Genomic DNA, 21,484 nt, shown 5'->3' on the forward strand with positions numbered 1-21,484 from the left:
AGCATAATCTGGCACTTCCGCGGGACGGGCTTCCCACTTCTCACATCCCACTTCCCACCTCTAAAAACTCAAACGTCACATCCGGCAACTCCAACTCGCCGTCATCACTATTTAGGGTCGTTTTTGATTCCGGGTGTACATGCACTTTCACATCTTGGCCAAACTCCGTTTTCACTCGCCGGTCCGTTTGCACCATCGCTTTTGATATCCATGCTAAGAATAACTTCCGTACCGGCGTTTCCACGAATGTAAGATCACTGAGCTGGATTTGATTGCCTTGCACGTAGTGTTCCAGAATTTCTTGTTCCCGTTGCCGTTGCTGCAAATGCTCGCGAAGTTGCTGTTCTTTCGCTTCACGGTGTTCGACGACCGCGCCTGCTTTCGTTTTTTCCCCGTAGTTCACGATTCTAGGAACGGTTTCATGCACACTTGCCGGCGCTTGCCACACGTCTGTATAAATATCTTCGGTTAACGCCGGATCGGCGAGTAAGTGCTTTGTATGAGAGACGCCGAACGCCACAGACGATAGCTTGTGAGCCTCGTTAATGTCCGGTAAACTGTCAAACCATTCGGCCAAATGCAAGTAATCTTGCCTCCGGCTTTGAAAATGTTGATTTCGCTCTCCGAGACGTTGCACCGTCCGTGTCACCCGGCGAATTGTTTCGTTTGTCCGCTCCTGCAGCTTGTCAAACTCGCTTTCGTACTGGGAAGACCCCAAAAACCAAGCGGCAAGATTCCCCCATTTTTCGCGATATTCAAGATACGGGTTTTCCTGCTCTTCCTCTTCGAAGCGAAAAACTTGCCTTTTGTGGCGAATGACCCGGTTGAAAAAGGCCTCCATCGTGTTCCCATCGAGGGTACGAAGCAGATCCTGTATTTGCAGAGCCGTTCGCTGCAGGGAAATAATAAAATCACGCAAATACGTCGTGAACTGGTCTTTATAAAGGAGGAACGCCTCCGTTTGCATGCGCTCATTCGCATTCTCGCTATCTATGTAAGCAAAATAATCCGACGTGTTTTGCGTAATTTGGCGAATGTACATCATAACGTCATCCCAAAGCTGGGCGCATTCTTCATCCGTTTCTTCTTTGTTCGAGCGTACGATCTCATCAATTCTGACGAGCACTTGATAGAGGCGTTCAAACTGCGAACGTTCAAGCGATCCGCCGAATTGATCGCCCTGTTGCTCCATGCGCAGCATCATGCGTTCAAACTCCACCGTGTAGGGCGTGCATTGATAACGAAAACGCTTCTTTTTAAATTCCTCGACCGTATTGACTTTGCCCGTCTCCTGCTGAGTCGACAAATTTCCCCATTTCACCAATTGCTCGAGATCTTGCTGGAGCTCTTCCAGTGAATAGTCCGCAAAGCTCGCGTCCTCTTGCAAATGAGCGTGAATCTCCTCTGCAAACAAAAACTGCCGCATGCGTTCATGTTGAATATAGCAATAACGTAAAATGGTCCGATAACTCGAAGCCTTTTCGGCGGCGAGGTACGTCGCTTCCCTCACACGCTTCTTCACACTATGCTGCACGGCGGAGCGCCTCCTCGGTCTTTTTCTATCATTTATTGTAACATGCATGCATGAAAAATAGAATATCGTCGGAGGATGGGCATCCCCCTTTCACTGCTGTTTTTTGCTCTTCGGATCTTTCGCCGACAGTTTCGCGTACATGTCTTCCCCGTACTCGGTTTGCAAATCCCTTACCGAAGAACGCTGCTGCTCATTTTCCGGTTCCGGCGGAGCCGTGGACTGATTTTCTTCATCCCCCGATGGGCTGTTGAAAAATCGCCGCCGCATATACATATGAAAGAAAATTTCACTCCCTGTTAAAATAAGCGCGACAATAAAAGATGGAATGCCTAAGGCCATCGGTTGTTCAATGAAAAAGAACCCAAGAATCCATACGCCCGCCCACGCGAGGAAAAAATCAGCGATAATTGCTGTTACATCTTTAATGCCCGGCAAAATGAATACATCTCCCAGAAACGATACAACGGTTAAAATCAAGCTAATGGCTAAAACATTTGAAAATGCAACGTCGAAAAATCCACCTAAAACGACCCAGATAACGACGAGCATCATCCCAAATTTTATGCCTATTCCTGCAAAATACTTCATTCTTTCCCTCCTTGATTTTCTATTATTATTGCCGTTGTATTTTTCTTTATCCCTATAAAAATTCACTGTTAATTTTTTGTTTTCTGAGTTATCTTCCTGTATAGTTTTACTTGATAGCTTTACGGGTATACAATCCCTACGACCAAAATAAAGGAGTGGATCGAATGCGCAATTATATGAAACATTACATTAATGGCGAGTGGGTTGAATCCACCGGCTCAGAGACAATGGATGTGATTAACCCGGCAACGGAAGAAGTGGTCGGAAAAATCAGCTTAGGCACTCAGGAAGACTTAGATCGTGCCGTACAAGCGGCGCGTGCTGCTTTTCCTTCCTTTTCCGCAACATCAAAAGAATATCGTGTTGAACTTCTTGAAACCATTGCCGAGGAATACAAAAAACGTAAAAAAGATATCGTGGCGGCGATCACCGAAGAACTGGGTTCGCCCGTAGGCATGTCGGATAACGTTCATTACCAAATGGGACTCGCCCATTTTGAAACAGCGGCACAGCAGCTGAAAGAATTTGAATTCACGGAAAGACGCGGCGAAACATTGATCAAAAAAGAACCGATTGGCGTTAGCGGCTTAATCACGCCGTGGAACTTTCCGACTAATCAAACGTCAACGAAAATAGCAAGTGCCTTCGCCGCCGGGAGTCCCGTCGTCCTAAAACCGGCAGAGCTCACGCCTTTCGCGGCGGTCATTTTAGCGGAAATCTTTGAAGCAGCCGGCGTTCCCAAAGGAGTCTTTAACCTCGTCAACGGGACGGGCGAGACGATCGGCAACGGCATCAGCTCTCATCCCGACATTGATTTTGTTTCCTTTACCGGCTCCGGTGCCGTCGGTCAAAAAGTGTCCGAAAACGCGGCCAAGACGATCAAGAAAGTCGCGTTGGAACTTGGCGGAAAATCCCCGATGGTCATTCTCGATGATGCCGATCCGAAAAAAGCTGCCAAAGCCGCTGTGACGAACCTCGTTATGAACACCGGCCAAGCGTGTAATGCCGCGACGCGCACGCTCGTTCCGAATGCCATGCACGATGAATTCATCGAGGCCGTAAAAGAAGTGTTGCCCGGCTACCCAGTCGGCGATCCCCATGGACCTAATATGGTCGGACCTTTAGCGGCTGAGAAACAATGGGACCGTGTCCAAGGGTATATAGATAAAGGCGTCGAAGAAGGCGCGAAAATCGTCATCGGCGGCACTGGGAAGCCTGATGGTCTTGAAAAAGGCTATTATGTAAAGCCGACCGTTTTCACCGATGTTAAAAATGACATGGTCATTGCCCAAGAAGAAATATTCGGCCCTGTAATGTCGGTGATTACGTACGATGATCTTGACGAAGCCGTCGATATTGCCAACGATACGATCTATGGGCTACAGGGATATGTTGTCGGTGAAGACGAAGAAACGCTCCAAAATGTTGCTTCCCGCATTCAAGCAGGCCGTATCACCATCAACAATGCGAAAATGGACTTTACCGCGCCGTTCGGCGGTTACAAACAGTCCGGTGTCGGACGCGAATGGGGCGACTTCGGCATTGAAGAATATCTCGAAGTGAAGGCTGTACTCGGAATGCCTTCTTAAAATCCCAAGCATCCTGCTTGCCTGCCCCTTTTGGGTCGGGCAAGTTTTTGTTAGGAATTGAGGTGGCCTATGTTCGGAAAACTACGGAACCCTTTCCAAAAACGACGTTGCCATTTTTGTAAAACAACAACCCCGTACATGCGCGATTATTACGATGAAAATGACAATCGTGTCGTTGTATGTGAAAAATGCCTGGAATACGCGGAGCGACGAGCGTTCAGAAGAGTGTGAACGGAGGGATAACATGCTTAGCGAAGATCAGGTTCAAACGTTGAAAAAACGATTATTGCAAACAAAAAACGAATTGGAGTCGCAAGCCGAAGAGTCCTATCGCCCGGAAGAAACCGGTGAACTCTCTCAGACCGGCAATCACCCGTGAGATCAAGGCACCGAATTGCACGAACAAGCAAAAAACGCCGCCTTGCAAAATCAATCGCAACAGCAACTTGAGGCTGTTCATGAGGCATTGCAGGCGATTGAAAACGGAACGTATGGCCGTTGTGCCGTTTGCGGGGAGCCGATTCCTTATGAGCGACTGGAAATCGTTCCGGAAACGACGCTATGTATCAAGCATGCCCGTGCGGAAGAAGCTACTGCAGAGATGCGCCGACCTGTTGAAGAAGATGAAATGGAAGGCACTTTAGAAGAAAAAGAAGTCTTCGACCAAGCGGATACGTGGGAAACCGTTAGTGAGCACGGGACATCCGAAACGCCATCGGATAGGCCGGATGAAGAAGAAAACGATAGCGATGGAGCAAACGAAGACCCGCCAAGCCAAAAAAGATAAACGAAGACATGAAACGGCGCACCGTAATCGATGCGCCGCTTTTTTTCCTCATTAAAATGAGAGAACGCCAAATCCCATCAAAACGACGATAACGAGCGTCACGACAACGAGCGTAAACCCTACGGCAGCGCCTTCTCCCCGCTTCGTTTTTCCAAGGGTCATTTCCATAAACCCGATGAGCAGAATCGCTAAAATGCCTTTGACGATATAAGTGGCCGGAAAACTTAATTCAAAAAGCAGGCCAACGCCTGACACGATCATAATGATATAAAAAATACCGAGAATAATTCGCAGGATTCTCCCGCCCGTCGGTTTTCCCGCGCGGTACAAGAAAAACGCGATCAAAAACAGAATCGGCAAAAATGCCCACGACCCCTGGTGGGACGCGAATAACATATCATACATGTTGGTTTCATCCTTTCCAATCGTTACAAAAAATGGTCATGCGTCAATAATGTATACCCATTCCATACCCATGTTACACATCTTTTCTTCAAAAGCATAGCACCGTTTTGTGAACACCGGATGAATATTTTATATTCATGTGGCAGAAACGACGGGAAATAGGATGCGAGTGGGGTGTTTTAGGGGGCTTGAGCTCCATGGTGACCGAAATGCAGTGCCGAGACAAGGTTCGGGACTCATGAGCGCTCCATGGCTACCGGAATCCACGGCCGAGACGAGGTTCAGGACTCATGAGCGCCCCATGGTGACCGGAATCCATGGCCGAGACGAGGTTCAGGACTCATGAACGCTTCATGGCGACCGAAATCCATGGCCGAGACGAGATTCGGGACTCATGAGCGCCCCATGACTACCGAACCACCAGCCTCCCTCCATAAACGAACGATCCCCTTCTATACACCAAAAAAGAACAAGCACCTTTTGCCTGTTCTTTTTCCGCTTCTATCATTCGGATTCCGTTAATCGTCTTAAATCTTCCAGGATCGGCTCTGTGTCAACGTCGAGCCCGTCATAACGCTGAATCACTTGGCTATTTTCGTCCACTAAAAAAATATCGGTGGAATGCACGATGTCTTCGTCATCGGCTGCCGGGGCGACAACACTGTGGAAGGTGCTTTCCGCAAATTCCTCGACCTCACCAAGGCTATAACCGGTTAGAAAGTCCCAGTTGGAATAATCGGCTTCATAGTGGTCGCCGTATTCTTTTAATACTTCCGGTGAATCATACTCCGGATCTACCGTAAAGGAAACGAGGTTTGCATCGATGTCCTCGGTCGCCAAATCTTTTTGTAATTGAGACATGTTCGGGGTCATTAAATTACAAACTGTTGGGCAACGGCTAAAGATCATGTTGACCAACGTGTACTCTCCCTCTAAATCCTCATTACTTACGACCTCATTCGATTGATTCGTATAAGAAAAGTCATGAAGATCCAAGCCATACTCCTGTAAGTCTTCCCCATTTTCTGCCGATGTTTCACTCACATTATCGAACCAACCGCAACCTGCCATTGCCAGTAGCAAGACGATCCCGCATAGCCACAACCCTGATCTTGATCGCAACGCACTTCCTCCTTTGTAAATCCACCTACAATGTAGACGGGTCTTTACTTTGAGGAATATGCAACTGCTTGGCAACTATGTCTGCTAAAAGACAAGTTTTAAAATTTATGGGGCTATATCAAAAAAAACGCTGTGGGTTCTCTCCCCCTACAGCGAGAAAATATTATTTTAACGCTTCCTTGATGTCGATTTCAATTTTTTCCGGATTGGTGCTCGGGGAATACCGATACAATATTGTTCCATCACGTCCGATGAGAAATTTCGTGAAATTCCATTTAATTTTATTTGAGCCTACACCCTTGGTTTCGTTTGTGAGTTGTTGGAATAAGGGAGATATGTTTTCGCCCCGCACCTCTGTTTTTTTAAAGATTGGGAATGTGACACCGTATTTTTCTTTAAAATAATCAGGGATCTCTTCACTATCCAACGGTTCTTGATTCATGAACTGGCCGCTCGGGAACCCCAATACATAGAAGCCTTGCTCTTTATACCGGTCATAGAGCTGTTGCAACGGTTTCATTTGCGACGCAAATCCGCATTTGCTGGCAGTGTTTACAACGAGCAAAACGTTCCCCTCATACGGTTGCAATGTTTGCATTCCTTCCCCTACCGATTCTACTTTTGCATCAAAAATACTCATCGCACAACCTCCTTTTTCATCTATACCCGAACGTATCCACATTCAATCATTTGTTTAAAAGGACAGGTTAGGCTTATAATAAAAAAATAACAGTTCGAAGGAGGAATAAATAATATGTCCATTTATAGAGCGTTAACGATCGCCGGTTCTGACGCAAGTGGCGGTGCCGGTATCGGAGCCGACTTGAAAACTTTTCAGGATCTGGGCGTTTACGGAATGAGCGCGCTGACGACGGTTGTGGCCATGAAACCGGAAACGTGGGAGCATCAAGTTTTTCCCCAAGATATCAAAACCGTAGAAGCACAGTTGGAAACCATACTTTCCATCGGTGTCGATGCCATGAAAACAGGCATGCTCGCGTCACTGGACGTCATTGAACTGGCCGCGCGCAAAATAGAGGAAAACGGCCTGCAAAGAGCCGTCATTGACCCTGTGCTCGTCTGCAAAGGGGAAGATGAGGTTTTGCACCCGGAAACAGCGGACGCATTGAGAGAAGTTCTCGTGCCGAAAGCGTTGGTCGCGACGCCGAATTTATTCGAAGCAGCTCAGCTGGCGCAAATGAAGACGATCACCACGGTTGAAGGAATGAAAGAAGCAGCAAAACGCATTCATAACAACGGCACACCATACGTCGTTGTCAAAGGCGGCAAACAGCTGGACGATGACCGTGCGATCGACGTCGTTTACGACGGAGACACGTTTAAAATGTTGGAAACCGAAAAAGTGGCCCACTCTTATAATCACGGTGCCGGCTGTACGTTTGCGGCTGCAATTACAGCCGAACTCGCGAAAGGAAACGATGTACACGACGCCATCGCAACCGCCAAACAATTCGTCACCGCGGCCATCACTCACGGCTGGCGCATGAATGAACACGTAGGAGCCGTCGATCACGGCGCTTATCGGAAGCACGGCGTCGAAACGAGTATCGAAAAACAGAAAGTGTGAGCATACGACCGGCAAAGCCCCTCCAATTAGTGTGGGGGCTTCTTTTTTTGAGGAAGCATCACTCCAAAACACCTCTGAATGAAGGAAAACTTCGATTAGGGTGCCGGGGCTTCAATTTCTCCTTGTTTGTTCCTCTCGGACCGCACCGACTGCCTTTTGAGGGGGCTACTCTCGCTTGGTTGTTCCTCTCAGATCAGGCCGGACGCCTTTTGAGGGACTACTCTCGCTTGGTTGTTCCTCTCAGATCAGGCCGGACGCCTTTTGAGGGACTACTCTCGCTTGGTTGTTCCTCTCGGACCGGACCGAACGCCTTTTGGGGGGCTACTCACGTTTTATTGTACCTTTGCTCGCACCGACTGCCTACCTCATTCATTATATGCAATGCCGTTTTCTTCACACCACCGGCAGGCGAACGCGAGGTATTCCTTTTCTTTAAATTCATGCCAATCATCTTCCACGTTTAAATCAACGATCCGGTCTTTAAACCTGCGAAACGCTCCTTTTCCTCGAATCGCCTCTGTCAAGGTTGCTTGCTTTTTTTCATCGCTAAGCGAGTCGATAAATATTTCCATCAATTGATAATCATTAACTTCATAAGACTCGGGGATCGGTTCGTAATCATCCTCATTGTCAATAATATCCTCTGCCAATGCCCGTTCTTCTTTTTGCCACTCATGCTTTTCATCAAAAGGCTCTTCCCGATTTGCTTTGCGCATCGTACTTTCGTTTACCACGACGATTTCACCCGTTTTTCGATTGACAAATTGGTAAAGTTCATCCGCATCAAAGTCGATCGCTTCAGCAACCTCTGAAAGATCAACCGGCTTGTTCATCCTATCTCCCCTTTTACATTAGAAAACTTGGCTTTTTGCCAAGCTTTTATGGCGGAAAGCCTTAGTTGCACTTATGTAGGCAAGAAAGTTGATTTATACTTTCTTACCTACCATAGCGAGGGAACGCTTTATAGCGTTCCCTCTTCTTTTTGTCATATGGCTTTTGCCTTTTCGTAATCTTTTTCTCGTTTTTTCTCGACTTCGATCATTTTTTCCACGTTTTCCCGGTATTCTTGATGGGTACAACCGTGTGCTTGCTGAATGCCTTTTTCCATCAGCTCATTTGATGCTTTCAAAAGAAAAGCCTCCTCAAATTATCCCCAATTCATAAGGGGTATGAAATTATTATACCCTTTTTCCCCTTATAATGAAACCTATTTTTCCTTATGGTCGATCCATTCGGAGAATGCACGCAATGAGGAGGCGATCATCGCTTTCGTGTCCTCGTGGGTAATGGCGCCGTTTTCATCTATTTTTTTATTCGCGTGTGCAATGAAGACACTTGGTTGTTGCATGACCGAAGCGCCGGCAGCTACGAGGGATTGTTTCAGTTGTTGTTGGGAAAAAGCGGTGCCGAACATCGTTGGCGATGCCCCGATCGTTGCCGCGGGCATGCCTTTGAGCACGTTATGATTGGCATCGCTCCCCGCCCAATCGATGGCATTTTTCAAAACGCCGGGCATGCCGTGATGATATTCCGGGGTGACGATGAAAATGCCATCACTATCCAATATCGCCCGTTTAAACTCGGCAACACTGGCCGGGTCACCCCCCTCTTCCAAATCCCCATTGAAAAGGGGGATTGCCGCCAAATCATAAGTATTTAACGCCACATCCGCTTCCGTAAGTTCGGTTGCCGCAGCTAATACGTGTCGATTGAATGAATCCCGTCGCAAACTGCCGCTGATTCCTAAAATGTTTCGTTTGTTTGCCATTTTGACCTCTCCTTCGTACGCACATTTTCTATGTATTCTATTTCCTATCCCACTTATCTTTAAACGTGTTTGACCCCCGATCCTTTTTTATAAATGAAAAGTGGTATATCATAGAAGGGGATGCTCGCGATAACGCACACAACATATTTTAGGAGAGATGTGAGATGAAATATCGGATTGAAAAAGACACGCTCGGCGAAATGGAAGTGCCGGCGGACAAGCATTGGGGCGCTCAAACGGAGAGAAGTGTACGAAACTTCCCCATCGGAAAAGAACAAATGCCCCGAGAAGTCGTTTACGGCTTTGCGACGTTGAAAAAATCAGCAGCACGTGCGAACGAAAGTCTCGGTAATTTGGACAGCGACAAAGCCGCCGCCATTGCCCAAGCGGCAGATGAAGTGCTCGCGGGCGATTGGGACAGCCACTTTCCGCTCGTTGTGTGGCAAACCGGCAGCGGTACCCAATCGAACATGAACATGAATGAAGTGCTCGCACGCCGGGGAACGGAAATCCTCCAAGAACAAGGAAAAGATGCAGCCATTCACCCGAATGACGACGTGAACCGTTCCCAAAGTTCCAACGATACATTCCCAACAGCGATGCACATTGCCGCGGTTACCGAAGTTCAGCGTAAATTGTTGCCTGTTTTGGAAACGTTAAAAAATACGGTCGCCGAGAAGGCGGAGAGCTTCAAAGACATTATAAAAATCGGACGAACGCACTTACAGGATGCAACGCCGCTCACAGTCGGCCAAGAGTTCAGCGGCTGGCAAGAAATGCTCCGCAAAAGTGAAAAAATGATCGCGGAAAGCATTGAATACTTAAATGACCTTGCTATCGGCGGCACGGCTGTCGGAACAGGCATCAATGCCCATCCCCAATTCGGGGAAAAAACCGCGGGATTTATTAGCGAAGAAACGGGTTTGTCTTTCAAGTCAGCCCCTAATAAGTTTCACGCGTTGACAAGCCATGATGACATTTCTCATGCCCACGGTGCTTTAAAGGCACTTGCTGCTGACTTAATGAAGATCGCCAATGATGTCCGTTGGCTATCAAGCGGTCCCCGTTCGGGCATTGGCGAACTGACGATTCCGGCGAACGAACCCGGGAGCTCCATTATGCCGGGCAAAGTGAATCCTACCCAAAGTGAAGCCCTCACGATGGTATGCACACAGGTGATGGGGAATGACGCCACGATCGGCTTTTCCGCCAGCCAAGGAAATTTTGAACTCAACGTCTTCAAGCCGGTCATTATTTATAACTTTTTACAATCCGCGCAATTGCTCACCGACGCCATGCAATCGTTCCATGACCGTTGCATCGTCGGCATCGAGCCGGAAAAAGAAAACATCGATGCCCACGTGCGAAATTCGTTAATGTTGGTTACAGCCTTAAATCCGCACATCGGCTATGAAAAAGCCGCGGTTATCGCGAAAAAAGCGCATACCGAAGGACTCACATTAAAAGAAGCGGCTGTTAACAGCGGAGAGCTTACCGAAGAACAGTTTAACGAATGGGTGGATCCTGCGAAAATGGTCCAGCCTTCTGAATAAGAAACACAAAAACTGCCCTTGGTCGCGGGTCCCGTACCGTGGGCAGTTTTTCACTCATCGTACGTAAAACGAACGACATATTTTTCATTTTTCAGCTTAATGATCTCCACAAGCGGACATATTTCATAGCCATTATGCCAGTTATCTTCCAGTTTGGCCTTCACACAACCGGCCTGGAATTTAGACCGGAAGGTCTGTTTCCAATAAATCCATCGCGGTCCGTTCATTTGTAATTGCTCCTTTGACGCCTTCTATTAGAAAAACTTGACTTCCATCAAGTCTTTACAGTGGAAGCCTTGGATCTTAAAGTGTAAAAAACATGATGTAAACTTCTTCATTATTTTACTGGCTTACACCTGCATTATGCAAGATCTGTGATTGATGTTTCGGGAATGGATGGTTGATATCTGGTTCGGACAATTTCCCGTCGCGCTTCACTGATTTATGTCCGAACGGGTACTCGGTTCGGACTATAATGGTTTCGTTTCCCGGGGTTATGTCCGAACTCACTTACCGTTCGGACAATTCCGGCCGTGTTTTCAGCTTTTATGTCCGAACTCGCACCCGGTTCGGACAATTACAGTCGCACGTCGCCAGTTTCTGTCCGAACGCTCCCTTTAGCGATTAAACAGCGGACATGATACAATGCTTTTAGTTATTTTTCAGAAATGAGGGTTTGCACATGGATGGAGAAACTCGCTCCTTAACGTTTACCAGCACTATTCTTGATCATGAATTCGACCTTTACGTCTACATACCGCCTAATTACCACGAAAGCATCTCTTACCATCTCATGATCGCGCAAGATGGGCAAGATGCTTTTCGGCTCGGAAAAATTGGCCGTAACGTTGAATCGATGATTTTAGAAGAAGCCGGTCCGGAAACAATTGTCGTCGGGGTGCCCTACCCTCGCGTATCCGCCCGGCGCAAGTGGTATCATCCTGATGGAGAGGAGACGCCCCAATACTTGCAATTTTTGACGGAGGAACTTCTCCCTTTTCTCACCGAGCAATTTTCTATTCGGGAAGATGCGGACGGGCGCACGCTTTTGGGTGATTCACTGGCCGGGTCGATGGCCTTGCTCGCGTGTTTGGAGCACCCCGATATGTTTAAACGCGCGATTATGTATTCGCCTTACGTCAATGACACGTTGCTATCCAAAATAGATGAAAGCAAATATCTCGATACATTTACCATCTATCATACCGTAGGAACGGACGAAGAAGAAGTAAAAGGAACCGATGGAACGATCATGGATTTCATGACGATGCACAACGATCTCCAAAACCGTCTAAAAGACAGTACTGGCAACTATCGCTCGAAAGTCATTGAGGAAGGCGACCATACGTGGCTCACGTGGGAGCCCGACCTGCATCAAGCACTGCATTTTATGTTCATCATGCATGGGGAGTGAAAAAATGAGCGTTCAAATTGCGAACACCGAAGAAGAAATGCAAACCGTGCGCGAGATTCGTTCAACGGTTTTTATCGACGAACAAAATGTTTCTCCCGAAGAAGAGTGGGACGAACACGAATACGAATCGAATAGCGTCCATCTCCTCGCGCGCACAGACAGCAAATGGGCTGGAGCGGGACGCGTCCGCTTCTCCGGAAACATGGGCAAAGCAGAGCGAATCTGTGTGTTAAAAGAATTTCGCGGCACCGGTATTGGAAAAGAAATCATGCAAGCGCTTGAAGACTACGTCGCTTCGCAAGGCGCGGGCTCCGTCCTTCTCAACGCACAGACCCATGCAAAAGACTTCTATGAACACTTGGGTTATGTCGTCACATCGGACGAATTCTTAGACGCCGGTATCCCCCATGTCGCGATGGAAAAACGGTTATGATGGAGCGCCGGGTTCCCGGCGCTTTTTGTTATACAGCCTTCCGTTCTTCATGATCGCTCCGATTTTACATCGTTGCGGCTGCTCCGGTCGGTATGATTCGGTCATGAGGTCCGAAATTCAGCTGAAGCAAGCTGTTCGGGCGCGGGCGCCATGCACAGCATTCATGAAACCCGAAATTCGGCGCAGCCATGCTTTTCAGGTGCCATGGAGCGTTCATGAAACCCGAAATCCGGCGCAGTCGTGCTTTTCAGGTGCCATGGAGCGTTCATGAAACCCAAAATTCAGCGTAGCCATGCTTTTCGGGTGCCATGAAACACTCATGAAACCCGAAATCCGGCGCAGCCGTGCTGTCTTGCAGTCTGTTTTTCATAATAGCCCCGATTTAAAGTTCCTTAATCCGCGCTCCATCACCAGATATACGCTCTCCATCCTCATGCCCTATAATGTTCTCTATTAAAAAAGCCGCCATGCGACATGGCGTGCCTGTTATTTTTGTGCCTTAAGCCAACGCATCAAAGCGGCGGCCTTTGCCGGTCAACTTGCGCTCGGATTCATGACGATGATAAGGCTTCACGTACACGCGGGAAGGGGATAGCTGTCCGTCTCGCTTATGGCGATCGACGCGTTTTGCCCTGACACGATCAATCGGAGGATTTGCCTTAATCAACGGTTGCGTGCCTTGTACGCGATTGCCGTATTGAGAAGCAATGTCGTTATGTTGCATCGGGATATAACCCATTCGCTCAACCCTCCCCTTCCTCTCCTGTATACCTATACCCCAAAAAAAGTGGCAATACGCCTATTTCTCATTAAAAGTCTCATTCGCGTGGGTCAGGGATACACGCATTAGGTAAAACGTACATAAGATGTAACGAACCTGAAGGAAAAGGAGTGATGAACGTGAGCTGCGGTTGTAAAGATCATGAATCGGGCCACTGTGTATGTGATGCGGTGCTTTCCATCAAGGAAGCACAAGATGCCGTCGACAAAAAAATGGATAACTGTATAAACAGTTGTCACACTAACTTGTTAGGCCCAAAAAGACCCGGGAAGATCCAGGACACGATTCCCTTTATGCTAAAAGATAAAAAAAGCAACTTGTTCTGGGCTACCGGCGGACTGACAGCGGACCTAACGGACGTGTTTGAAACAGTTTTCTTCCGAGTCGAAGATGTCGATGAAAAAAGTTGCTGTGCCACTTTGTCGTTGTTGCGCCCAACCAACGACATCAAGTTCACGCATAACTGTTGTGTCGACCCAACGTCACTTTCCGACGTCTATACGCTTGAAAAAACCCATTTCTGTATAGAAGTCGATCTGCGCTGCTTCTGCGCAATCCAATGCCTTGATCCGGACTTGATCGATAATGTTGTCAAGAAAGACAAAAAACATCATCATCACGAGAAGTGATCAAGGGATAATTCCTGCACATCGCCGTAATTGATCGTCACAAGATAAGGGGTTTGTTGGGTCTGCATCGTAAAATACTGCTCCTCAGCAGCAGTAACGGTGCCGACCCATGTTTGTTCTTTCGTTTTACATATACATGTCATTGGTGTGCGTTTCCGCATTTTTAAAAGAAAATCCACTTTCCCTTTCACGGATTTTTCTACAAAGACTTGGGGTTCTTCTCCCTTTTTGTCTTCGTTCTGATCATCGAGAAGGCGAGTGCCTAAATGATCATCAATCGGTTCTCTTTTGTTGGAAGATTCTTCTGACAATGCAGACGCCAGGCGATCTCTCGTACGATTGACATAATGCGACGGCGTGCTGCTTGCCTGCCAATCGTAACCTAAATGTTTCGATAAATTAAATGAACGTCTTCTTTCATTTTCTTCATTTTGAACGTCGCCTTCATGATTTTCTTCCGCGAGTTCTTCTTCTGCATTTAAATGGCTGTGTTTGTATAAAATCTCCACTTCTGTCCTTCCCAGGTAAGCAGCTTCATGTTGATCAGGGGTATCGATATATAGTAGCGGTTGAACACGGTTCCTCCGTTTTCGTGTACTCATCTCTTCTCCTCCCTCGGAAAACGTCTTGTTCCATTGTATTCAGTTGATAACAAGCTATGAATGAAAGGAAAAAAGAAAGTACTTCATTACACTATACGTTTCCTTCGTTAAATGAGACAGGGCGCCTGTAGTAGGCTGGTGCCTGTTTTATCATTGAACGACACTCCTGTGCGCATGACTGAATAACGTATAAAAAGAACGAAATTATCGTTCTTCCAGTCGCAGACGCGGAAGGGAGGAATTTAAATGTCTGGTGGATACGGATTTGGTGGAGGATTTGCGTTAATTGTCGTATTGTTCATTTTGCTCATCATCGTCGGAGCTTCTTACTGTTAATAAGCGCACGTGTTGTGAAATCATCCCCTAGCCCCCGGGATGATTTTTTTCATGAACAACTATCACCTTGTGCTAAGAGGGTAAAAACGGAAAAAAAACTCGTTTTTAAGCTCTTTATCAAAATCGATCGGTGCCCATAACGTTTTCATGATTATTTTGTTCTATTCTGTCAAATCGCTTTTCGATCCTATCGAATCTTTCATTAACCTAATTAAACTACTTATACCACTTTAAGTTATTGGAATGAAAAGCTAAAAAAAGAGCAAAAGGGATCCCCCTTTTACTCTTTTTCGGCTGCAGCGGTTTTCTTTTGTGAAGTACCGTACTGCGCGACGATTTCCTCCATATGGTGGCAGGCCGCGCGGTGGTCGCCGTTCGCATCGTCCGTCTCGCGAAGGTCCGGATCTTCCTGTTTACATATGTCCGTGGCGAACGGGCAACGGGTGTGAAACCGGCAACCGCTTGGCGGATCCAAAGGCGATGGGACATCCCCTTCCAGCACGATACGCTCGCTTTTCCTTTCGGGGTCCGGGACGGGGATCGCCGAAAGCAACGCGCGGGTATACGGGTGGCGCGGCTCGTCAAACAAGGCCTTTTTATCGCCGATTTCCACGATTTTGCCAAGATACATGACGACCACACGATCGGAAATGTGGCGAACAACGCCCAAGTCGTGGGAAATAAACAAGTACGTAAGGCCGTATTTCTTCTGCAAATCTCTGAGCAGGTTTAAGACTTGCGCCTGCGTGGACACGTCAAGGGCAGATACCGCTTCGTCGCAAACGATCAACTTCGGATCCACGGAAAGGGCGCGCGCGATCCCAATTCTTTGCCGTTGGCCCCCGCTAAATTCGTGCGGGTATCGCTCGGCTTGTTGCGGGCGAAGACCGACAACATCCATTAACTCGCGAATCCGTTTCGGGCGATCGTTTTTCGGGACGACGCCTTGAATTGCCATGGCCTCGTCGAGGATTTGTTTCACTTTTTGGCGTGGATTCAAGGAAGCAAATGGATCTTGAAAAATGATTTGCATATCTTTTCGTTTTTTCCGAAGATCAGCCTTGCTTAGATTGCGAAAATCTTCCCCTTCAAAATAGATTTCTCCATCCGTCGGTTCTTCCAACCGTAAAATCGCGCGTCCGGTCGTCGACTTTCCGCAACCGGACTCGCCAACAATACTCAACGTTTCCCCTTCATTTATGGAAAAAGAAATGTCATCGACTGCTTTGACATCAGCCATTTTGCGGTTGAGGACGCCGCCTTTTACCGGAAAATATTTCTTTAAATTTTTTGTTTCGAAAAGAGGCGTTGTCATGATTCTTGTTGCACCTCCTTATTCATCGGATGTTCTTGTTCCCATTCCTCGGTGTAAATCCAACAACGTACGGCCCCATCGTCCCTTTCTCCATCTAGGTTGTTTTTAGGCGTCCCCAAGGATGGATGCGTCTGGCAAATCTCGGAAGCGAACGGGCAACGCGAGGCAAACCGGCAGCCACTTGGCATTTCCGCCGGGCTCGGAACCGTTCCTTTAATCATTTCCAATTCATCAACATCCACATCATGACGCGGAATCGCCCGCATCAACCCTTGGGTATACGGATGCAACGGGCGTTTGAACAGTGTGTTCACATCGGCTTGTTCCACGACTTCCCCGGCGTACATAACAGCCACTTGATCAGCCGTTTCCGCAATCACGCCAAGGTCGTGGGTGATGATCATGACCGCCATGCCCGTTGATGCCTGCAGGCTTTTCATCAATTCAAGAATCTGTGCCTGAATGGTAACATCAAGCGCCGTTGTCGGTTCATCGGCAATCAACAATTCAGGCTCGCACGCAAGCGCCATCGCGATCATGACACGCTGACGCATCCCTCCGGACAACTCATGGGGGTAACTTTTCGCCCGGTTTTTCGGCGCGGGAATCCCCACAAGTTTGAGCATACGAATGACTTCCTGATGGGCTTCGCTTTTGCCCATTTTTTTATGAATCCTTACCGTTTCAGCCACTTGATGGCCAACGGTAAATACCGGATTTAAAGAGGTCATTGGTTCTTGGAAAATCATGGAAAGACGGTTGCCGCGGTATTTGGCAATCTCCGCTTTTGATTTTTGGAGTAAATCATCGCCGTTTAATTCGATCTTGCCGCCGACAATTTCTCCGGGGGATTGAATCAACTGCATCACCGATAATGACGTAATGCTTTTTCCTGAACCGGATTCCCCGACAATGCCCAGCGTTTCATTCGCGCCTACTTCAAAATCAACGCCATCAACGGCTTTCACTTCGCCGTCCGGTGTAAAAAATGACGTTTGCAACCCTTCGACTTTCAAAACAGGCGTTTGCTCGTTATTTGCCACCGCTCATGCCCCCTTTCTTTAATTCAATTCAATCCGTTTATTCAAGACGCGATAAAGGATATCGACGAGGAAATTAATGAGTACAAATGTTAACGCGAGGACGATAACCGTTCCTTGTACAACCGGAAAATCCCGTTGGGAAATGGCATCGACAACGAGTCGTCCCAATCCGTTAATGCTAAAGACCGACTCGGTAAGAACCGCCCCGCTCAAGAAATAGCCAAATTGCAGACCGATCACCGTGACGACCGGAATTAACGCGTTTCGCAAGGCGTGTTTATAAATGACGAGCCGTTCTTTTACCCCTTTTGCCCGCGCCGTGCGAACGTAATCTTCCCCGATGACTTCGAGCATGGCCGAGCGCGTCATACGAGCAATGATCGCCGCTCCGGCCGTTCCCATCGTAATCGCGGGCAGGAAGATTTGCTGCCAATCCCCCCAACCGGAGGTGGGCAACCACCCTAATTGGTTGGCAAACACATACATAAGCATAAGGCCAAGCCAGAAGTTTGGCATCGAGAGACCGATGACGGCAAGCGACATCGTCCCAAAATCACGGAACGAATTTTGCTTTGTCGCCGCGAGAATCCCACCGATAAGGCCAACGCCGACAGCGACGACAAGTCCCCAAAACGCGAGTTCCAACGTAATCCAGAAGCGCGGGGCGACCAATTCCATGACCGGTTGGCCGGTGCGCACGGATTCACCGAGCTCAAAGCGGAGAAGATCACCCAAAAATATCCCGTATTGGACATATAAAGGCTCGTTTAAACCCAGGTTCTCCCTCATTTGTTCCAATTGTTCTTCCGAAGCCGCTTCCCCGGCCATGACTTGGGCTGCATCCCCGGGGATCAATTGGATGATCAAAAAGGCAACGAGGGTCACGCCGATAATGACCGGGATCAGTTGTAAAAAACGGCGAATGATAAAAATGTGCATGTTTGCGCCTCCTTACTTTTTCGATCTTGGATCTAGCGCATCCCGCAAACCGTCTCCCAGCATGTTAAAGCCAAGGACGATGAGCACGAGCGCGATCCCCGGAAACAGGGTTAGATGAGGATTCTCCCACATGTAACTTCTCCCCGAGTTAAGCATAGCCCCCCATTCGGGTGTCGGCGGCTGGACGCCAAGCCCGAGGAAGGATAAACCGGCGGCACTGAGAATCGATACGGCAATCTGCAAAGATGCTTGGACGATAATCGGCGAGCTTACATTCGGAAGGATATGCTGAAAAATAATCTTCCCATCCCTTGCTCCCAGTGCTCGCACCGCCTCTACATACTCCACCGATTTTACTTCCAACACCGACCCGCGGGTAATCCTGGCAAAAACCGGGATATTATAAATGGCTAAAGCGATAATGACATTGTTCAGATTTGGACCAAGTGCACTTACAATCGCGAGTGCTAACAAGATGCCCGGGAACGCAAGCAATACATCGGACACACGCATAATGATGGAATCAATGATGCGTCCGTAATACCCTGCAAACAAACCGAGAATAATTCCGAACACCGCGCCGACCGCTACGGATAACACACCGACGTATAACGTTAAATGGGTGCCATAAATAATCCGGCTGTAGATGTCCCTGCCGTTATGGTCCGTTCCAAACCAATGGTCCGATGATGGCGACTGGAAATCGTTCAGCACATCGGTTGAATTCGGATTATGTGTCATTAAATCGAATGGAAGAATTCGTAATTGTGACAGTAATGTGCTTAATGCGATCAGGGTAAAAATGATTAAAATAATGCCGCCGATTAATGACGATTTGTTGCGTATTAATTTTTTCATCAAGTTCTTAAAGCGTGATTCCGGCGCTGCAAATGCCTCGCGTTCCGGTTCCTGCTTTACGGTTGACCCCATCCTCGCTCAACCCTTTCTCTTATTCTTCCAGTCTAACTATTTTAATAGGAAAGTAGACTCACCATGTTTACAATAAAGCATATATGCGCTTTCAGCAAGCAAAATTAAAACATTGTGTGAACTTATCTTTTTAAAATTAATGCATTAAGTTTACATGAAAGCCTCGTTATTGTAAATCGTAATTTTTTCCGTTTATAACTTTTATTTGCCATGAAAATAGGGTTGAAATTATTAAATTCGTAAGACGCAGTGGTGATTTATACATTACAACTGTTCCGGTTATTTGAGGGTTGATGTGCCGCGCTTTCTGATTTATATTTTAATCTTATGTCGTTCTCCTACTATTTTTGCCAAAAAAAATGTGTTGAAAGTTATTAATTCGTAAGATATAGTTAATTTAACTTTTAATTATTGTAAGGGGGAATAGCGTGTGAAGCGTTACAAACGTACCGGTTACTTCGTCGGAACTGCTCTTGCTACAAGCTTGTTGCTGGCGGCTTGTACAGACGATTCAGATGTGGACGGAGATAACGGAGAAACCGAAGGCGAGGAAACCGAAGAAACTGAAGATGGAGAGGAAGCTTCCGGTGAGCCTCAAGAAGGCGGGGACTTCATGATGTCTATGCCCGGGGAGCCCGTTACAATGGATCCTCACGGTTCCAATGATAACCCATCCGCCCAAGCACGTACATTAATGTATGAAACGCTCGTGACACAAAACCCTGAAACACTCGAAGTTGAAACCGAAGGTTTGGCAGAATCATACGACCAACCCGATGATAACACTTGGGTTTTTGAACTTCATGAGGGGGTCCATTTCCATAATGGGGAAGAGCTGACGGCTGACGGCTGACGACGTTGTTGCCACATTCGAGCGCGTGCTCGAAGAAGACCGCGCATCCGAAGCAGCTTTTCTATTTGAAATGATTGAAGATATTGAAGCCGTTGATGACTACACGGTTGAATTTACGACCGAGTATCCATTCGCTGCCTTGGACGCGCACCTTGCGCACAATGCGGCCGGCATTATGAGTGAAGCCGCTATCGAAGAAGAGGAAGAAGGCGATGAGCTCAACCTGGAAACGGAAGCTGTCGGCACAGGGCCTTTTGAATTTGAAGATTGGACACAAGGGGATTCACTGACATTTACTAAAAATGAGGATTACTGGGGTGACAATGCTTACCTGGACAGCGTAACCTTTGAAATTGTAGGTGAAGACCTTACGCGCGTCAGCATGCTTGAAAATAATGAATCACACTTTGCCGAAGACATCCAGCCAACGCTGATGGATCAAGTTGATGCCTTGGATAATGCAAGCGCCGAGACTGTGCCGGCTCTAAACATGACCTATATAGGTTTTAACACCCAAGAAGAACCTTTCGATGACCCTCAGGTTCGCCAGGCAATCTCAATGGCGATAGACAATGAATTGCTTGTAGATGGCGTTTACGAAGGCTACGGAGAAGCGGCAAACGGGCCTATCAATGATCTCGTCTTTGGTTATAATGACGATGTCGAAGATGCCGATGCGACGGACCATGACCCGGAACAAGCGCAAGAATTGCTTGCAGACGCCGGTTATGAAGAAGGCGACTTAGAGATTACGTTGTGGACAAACAATGAAAGCGATGTTCGTGAACAAACCACCGAACTCGTCCAAGATCAACTATCGGAAATCGGGGTCGACGTTTCCATTGAAAATGTTGAGTGGGGCGCTTATTTAGACCAAACCGCTGAAGGTGAACACGAGATGTTTATCCTTGGTTGGGGAACGGTAACCGCAGACGCTGACTACACGATGTATGCTTTACTCCATTCCGATAGCGTAGGAGCACCGGGCAACCGAGCCTTCTATGAAAACGACGAAGTCGACGACCTTATTATGGATGCACGACAGGAAACAGATGATGAAGCGCGCGAAGAGCTCTATGCCGAAATTCTGGATATTACAGTAGAAGAAGCGCCTTACATCTACACGGTCTTTGATGAACTTCGTTACGGAATCTCTGATTCGGTAGAAGGCTTTGTCTTCCATCCAAACCGTACCTTTGATCTTTCTGAAACTTATATTACCGAAGATGCTGAGGAAGGCGGCTACTAAACCTATCGCAAACATACCCATGCGTA

The 21,484-nt window shown here is 47.5% G+C and carries 26 protein-coding genes; 11 read left to right on the forward strand and 15 right to left on the reverse strand.

Annotation, left to right across the window (positions count from 1 at the left end; all coding sequences use genetic code 11):
* Positions 1 to 40 precede the first annotated feature (40 nt).
* Entirely contained in the window at positions 41 to 1,534 is a 1,494-nt protein-coding gene (locus HUG15_RS15845) for a TIGR02677 family protein (protein WP_246516366.1), read from the reverse strand.
* A 90-nt stretch (positions 1,535 to 1,624) separates the two neighbouring features.
* Complete coding sequence (locus HUG15_RS15850) at positions 1,625 to 2,122, reverse strand: YndM family protein (protein WP_200124017.1); 498 nt, start codon at positions 2,120 to 2,122, stop codon at positions 1,625 to 1,627.
* Positions 2,123 to 2,286: 164 nt separating this feature from the next.
* On the opposite strand from HUG15_RS15850, the gene HUG15_RS15855 reads away from it, so the two are divergent.
* The 3 genes from HUG15_RS15855 to HUG15_RS15860 all read left to right on the forward strand — a co-directional run bounded on the left by HUG15_RS15855 (position 2,287) and on the right by HUG15_RS15860 (position 4,498).
* Complete coding sequence (locus HUG15_RS15855; protein WP_200124018.1) at positions 2,287 to 3,711, forward strand: aldehyde dehydrogenase family protein; 1,425 nt, start codon at positions 2,287 to 2,289, stop codon at positions 3,709 to 3,711.
* A 244-nt stretch (positions 3,712 to 3,955) separates the two neighbouring features.
* A complete protein-coding gene (locus HUG15_RS23405; RefSeq protein WP_281393515.1) occupies positions 3,956 to 4,090 on the forward strand; it encodes a TraR/DksA C4-type zinc finger protein in 135 nt (44 codons plus the stop codon).
* Between the two features lie 15 nt (positions 4,091 to 4,105).
* The gene (locus HUG15_RS15860) at positions 4,106 to 4,498 is read left to right on the forward strand and encodes a TraR/DksA C4-type zinc finger protein (RefSeq protein ID WP_200124019.1); all 393 of its coding nucleotides are present in this window, start codon (positions 4,106 to 4,108) and stop codon (positions 4,496 to 4,498) included.
* A 51-nt stretch (positions 4,499 to 4,549) separates the two neighbouring features.
* Here the strand turns inward: HUG15_RS15860 and HUG15_RS15865 are convergent, their stop codons facing one another.
* The 3 genes from HUG15_RS15865 to HUG15_RS15875 all read right to left on the reverse strand — a co-directional run bounded on the left by HUG15_RS15865 (position 4,550) and on the right by HUG15_RS15875 (position 6,665).
* Positions 4,550 to 4,903 (reverse strand): DUF1516 family protein, encoded by a 354-nt coding sequence (locus HUG15_RS15865; RefSeq protein WP_200124020.1) that lies wholly within the window; start codon positions 4,901 to 4,903, stop codon positions 4,550 to 4,552.
* Between the two features lie 504 nt (positions 4,904 to 5,407).
* A complete protein-coding gene (locus HUG15_RS15870) occupies positions 5,408 to 6,025 on the reverse strand; it encodes an SCO family protein (protein ID WP_246516367.1) in 618 nt (205 codons plus the stop codon).
* Positions 6,026 to 6,188: 163 nt separating this feature from the next.
* Positions 6,189 to 6,665, reverse strand: coding sequence for a glutathione peroxidase (locus tag HUG15_RS15875; protein WP_200124021.1), 477 nt, complete (start codon positions 6,663 to 6,665; stop codon positions 6,189 to 6,191).
* Between the two features lie 114 nt (positions 6,666 to 6,779).
* Here HUG15_RS15875 and pdxK point away from each other — a divergent pair, with 114 nt between their 5' ends.
* The gene (gene pdxK / locus HUG15_RS15880; RefSeq protein ID WP_200124022.1) at positions 6,780 to 7,613 is read left to right on the forward strand and encodes a pyridoxine/pyridoxal/pyridoxamine kinase; all 834 of its coding nucleotides are present in this window, start codon (positions 6,780 to 6,782) and stop codon (positions 7,611 to 7,613) included.
* A gap of 365 nt (positions 7,614 to 7,978) precedes the next feature.
* Here the strand turns inward: pdxK and HUG15_RS15885 are convergent, their stop codons facing one another.
* The 3 genes from HUG15_RS15885 to HUG15_RS15895 form a co-directional block, all read right to left on the reverse strand.
* On the reverse strand, positions 7,979 to 8,446 hold the full coding sequence (locus HUG15_RS15885; RefSeq protein WP_200124023.1) for a UPF0158 family protein: 468 nt from the start codon (positions 8,444 to 8,446) through the stop codon (positions 7,979 to 7,981).
* Between the two features lie 152 nt (positions 8,447 to 8,598).
* Positions 8,599 to 8,742 (reverse strand): YuzK family famiily protein, encoded by a 144-nt coding sequence (locus tag HUG15_RS15890; RefSeq protein WP_200129112.1) that lies wholly within the window; start codon positions 8,740 to 8,742, stop codon positions 8,599 to 8,601.
* Between the two features lie 78 nt (positions 8,743 to 8,820).
* Positions 8,821 to 9,381, reverse strand: a complete 561-nt coding sequence (locus HUG15_RS15895) for an NADPH-dependent FMN reductase (protein ID WP_200124024.1) — start codon at positions 9,379 to 9,381, stop codon at positions 8,821 to 8,823.
* 164 nt (positions 9,382 to 9,545) lie between these two features.
* On the opposite strand from HUG15_RS15895, the gene fumC reads away from it, so the two are divergent.
* The gene (fumC, locus tag HUG15_RS15900; protein ID WP_200124025.1) at positions 9,546 to 10,934 is read left to right on the forward strand and encodes a class II fumarate hydratase; all 1,389 of its coding nucleotides are present in this window, start codon (positions 9,546 to 9,548) and stop codon (positions 10,932 to 10,934) included.
* 50 nt (positions 10,935 to 10,984) lie between these two features.
* Here fumC and HUG15_RS15905 read toward each other — a convergent pair whose 3' ends face one another.
* Positions 10,985 to 11,161: a hypothetical protein gene (locus tag HUG15_RS15905; RefSeq protein WP_200124026.1), complete on the reverse strand. Its 177-nt coding sequence runs from the start codon at positions 11,159 to 11,161 to the stop codon at positions 10,985 to 10,987.
* A 455-nt stretch (positions 11,162 to 11,616) separates the two neighbouring features.
* Between HUG15_RS15905 and HUG15_RS15910 the strand changes: the two genes are divergently transcribed.
* Together HUG15_RS15910 and HUG15_RS15915 are read left to right on the forward strand one after the other, a co-directional pair.
* The gene (locus tag HUG15_RS15910; RefSeq protein ID WP_200124027.1) at positions 11,617 to 12,348 is read left to right on the forward strand and encodes an alpha/beta hydrolase; all 732 of its coding nucleotides are present in this window, start codon (positions 11,617 to 11,619) and stop codon (positions 12,346 to 12,348) included.
* A gap of 4 nt (positions 12,349 to 12,352) precedes the next feature.
* On the forward strand, positions 12,353 to 12,781 hold the full coding sequence (locus HUG15_RS15915; protein WP_200124028.1) for a GNAT family N-acetyltransferase: 429 nt from the start codon (positions 12,353 to 12,355) through the stop codon (positions 12,779 to 12,781).
* Positions 12,782 to 13,280: 499 nt separating this feature from the next.
* Here the strand turns inward: HUG15_RS15915 and HUG15_RS15925 are convergent, their stop codons facing one another.
* A complete protein-coding gene (locus HUG15_RS15925; RefSeq protein WP_211202243.1) occupies positions 13,281 to 13,520 on the reverse strand; it encodes a hypothetical protein in 240 nt (79 codons plus the stop codon).
* 161 nt (positions 13,521 to 13,681) lie between these two features.
* Here HUG15_RS15925 and HUG15_RS15930 point away from each other — a divergent pair, with 161 nt between their 5' ends.
* Positions 13,682 to 14,191 carry a CotY/CotZ family spore coat protein gene (locus tag HUG15_RS15930; RefSeq protein WP_246516368.1) on the forward strand — a complete coding sequence of 170 codons (510 nt, stop codon included), beginning with the start codon at positions 13,682 to 13,684 and terminating at the stop codon, positions 14,189 to 14,191.
* Here the strand turns inward: HUG15_RS15930 and HUG15_RS15935 are convergent.
* Positions 14,179 to 14,793 carry a CotO family spore coat protein gene (locus HUG15_RS15935; RefSeq protein WP_200124032.1) on the reverse strand — a complete coding sequence of 205 codons (615 nt, stop codon included), beginning with the start codon at positions 14,791 to 14,793 and terminating at the stop codon, positions 14,179 to 14,181. The genes HUG15_RS15930 and HUG15_RS15935 overlap by 13 nt on opposite strands.
* A gap of 246 nt (positions 14,794 to 15,039) precedes the next feature.
* Between HUG15_RS15935 and HUG15_RS15940 the strand changes: the two genes are divergently transcribed.
* Positions 15,040 to 15,129, forward strand: coding sequence for a YjcZ family sporulation protein (locus HUG15_RS15940; RefSeq protein WP_200124033.1), 90 nt, complete (start codon positions 15,040 to 15,042; stop codon positions 15,127 to 15,129).
* 280 nt (positions 15,130 to 15,409) lie between these two features.
* On the opposite strand, the gene HUG15_RS15945 is transcribed toward HUG15_RS15940, so the two are convergent.
* The 4 genes from HUG15_RS15945 to nikC are packed head-to-tail and all read right to left on the reverse strand — an operon-like array spanning position 15,410 to position 19,356.
* Positions 15,410 to 16,444, reverse strand: a complete 1,035-nt coding sequence (locus tag HUG15_RS15945; protein WP_200124034.1) for an ABC transporter ATP-binding protein — start codon at positions 16,442 to 16,444, stop codon at positions 15,410 to 15,412.
* Positions 16,441 to 17,487: an ABC transporter ATP-binding protein gene (locus tag HUG15_RS15950; RefSeq protein WP_200124035.1), complete on the reverse strand. Its 1,047-nt coding sequence runs from the start codon at positions 17,485 to 17,487 to the stop codon at positions 16,441 to 16,443. The genes HUG15_RS15945 and HUG15_RS15950 overlap by 4 nt, the downstream gene beginning before the upstream one ends.
* 18 nt (positions 17,488 to 17,505) lie before the next feature.
* A complete protein-coding gene (locus HUG15_RS15955; RefSeq protein ID WP_200124036.1) occupies positions 17,506 to 18,426 on the reverse strand; it encodes an ABC transporter permease in 921 nt (306 codons plus the stop codon).
* A gap of 12 nt (positions 18,427 to 18,438) precedes the next feature.
* Positions 18,439 to 19,356 carry a nickel transporter permease gene (gene nikC, locus HUG15_RS15960; protein ID WP_200124037.1) on the reverse strand — a complete coding sequence of 306 codons (918 nt, stop codon included), beginning with the start codon at positions 19,354 to 19,356 and terminating at the stop codon, positions 18,439 to 18,441.
* A 430-nt stretch (positions 19,357 to 19,786) separates the two neighbouring features.
* Here nikC and HUG15_RS15965 point away from each other — a divergent pair, with 430 nt between their 5' ends.
* Complete coding sequence (locus tag HUG15_RS15965; RefSeq protein WP_200124038.1) at positions 19,787 to 20,209, forward strand: hypothetical protein; 423 nt, start codon at positions 19,787 to 19,789, stop codon at positions 20,207 to 20,209.
* Between the two features lie 25 nt (positions 20,210 to 20,234).
* Positions 20,235 to 21,458, forward strand: coding sequence for an ABC transporter substrate-binding protein (locus HUG15_RS15970; RefSeq protein ID WP_200124039.1), 1,224 nt, complete (start codon positions 20,235 to 20,237; stop codon positions 21,456 to 21,458).
* The last annotated feature ends 26 nt before the right edge of the window (positions 21,459 to 21,484 follow it).

The sequence above is a fragment of the Salicibibacter cibarius genome (assembly GCF_016495725.1).
Lineage (GTDB): Bacteria > Bacillota > Bacilli > Bacillales > Marinococcaceae > Salicibibacter > Salicibibacter cibarius.

Coding starts and splice junctions, on each gene's coding strand:
- HUG15_RS15850 (WP_200124017.1), bottom strand. CDS start 2,122: ATGAAGTATTTTGCAGGAATAGGCATAAAATTTGGGATGATGCTCGTC.
- HUG15_RS15855 (WP_200124018.1), top strand. CDS start 2,287: ATGCGCAATTATATGAAACATTACATTAATGGCGAGTGGGTTGAATCC.
- HUG15_RS23405 (WP_281393515.1), top strand. CDS start 3,956: ATGCTTAGCGAAGATCAGGTTCAAACGTTGAAAAAACGATTATTGCAA.
- HUG15_RS15865 (WP_200124020.1), bottom strand. CDS start 4,903: ATGTATGATATGTTATTCGCGTCCCACCAGGGGTCGTGGGCATTTTTG.
- HUG15_RS15875 (WP_200124021.1), bottom strand. CDS start 6,665: ATGAGTATTTTTGATGCAAAAGTAGAATCGGTAGGGGAAGGAATGCAA.
- pdxK (WP_200124022.1), top strand. CDS start 6,780: ATGTCCATTTATAGAGCGTTAACGATCGCCGGTTCTGACGCAAGTGGC.
- HUG15_RS15885 (WP_200124023.1), bottom strand. CDS start 8,446: ATGAACAAGCCGGTTGATCTTTCAGAGGTTGCTGAAGCGATCGACTTT.
- HUG15_RS15895 (WP_200124024.1), bottom strand. CDS start 9,381: ATGGCAAACAAACGAAACATTTTAGGAATCAGCGGCAGTTTGCGACGG.
- fumC (WP_200124025.1), top strand. CDS start 9,546: ATGAAATATCGGATTGAAAAAGACACGCTCGGCGAAATGGAAGTGCCG.
- HUG15_RS15905 (WP_200124026.1), bottom strand. CDS start 11,161: ATGAACGGACCGCGATGGATTTATTGGAAACAGACCTTCCGGTCTAAA.
- HUG15_RS15910 (WP_200124027.1), top strand. CDS start 11,617: ATGGATGGAGAAACTCGCTCCTTAACGTTTACCAGCACTATTCTTGAT.
- HUG15_RS15915 (WP_200124028.1), top strand. CDS start 12,353: ATGAGCGTTCAAATTGCGAACACCGAAGAAGAAATGCAAACCGTGCGC.
- HUG15_RS15925 (WP_211202243.1), bottom strand. CDS start 13,520: ATGGGTTATATCCCGATGCAACATAACGACATTGCTTCTCAATACGGC.
- HUG15_RS15935 (WP_200124032.1), bottom strand. CDS start 14,793: ATGAGTACACGAAAACGGAGGAACCGTGTTCAACCGCTACTATATATC.
- HUG15_RS15940 (WP_200124033.1), top strand. CDS start 15,040: ATGTCTGGTGGATACGGATTTGGTGGAGGATTTGCGTTAATTGTCGTA.
- HUG15_RS15945 (WP_200124034.1), bottom strand. CDS start 16,444: ATGACAACGCCTCTTTTCGAAACAAAAAATTTAAAGAAATATTTTCCG.
- HUG15_RS15955 (WP_200124036.1), bottom strand. CDS start 18,426: ATGCACATTTTTATCATTCGCCGTTTTTTACAACTGATCCCGGTCATT.
- nikC (WP_200124037.1), bottom strand. CDS start 19,356: ATGGGGTCAACCGTAAAGCAGGAACCGGAACGCGAGGCATTTGCAGCG.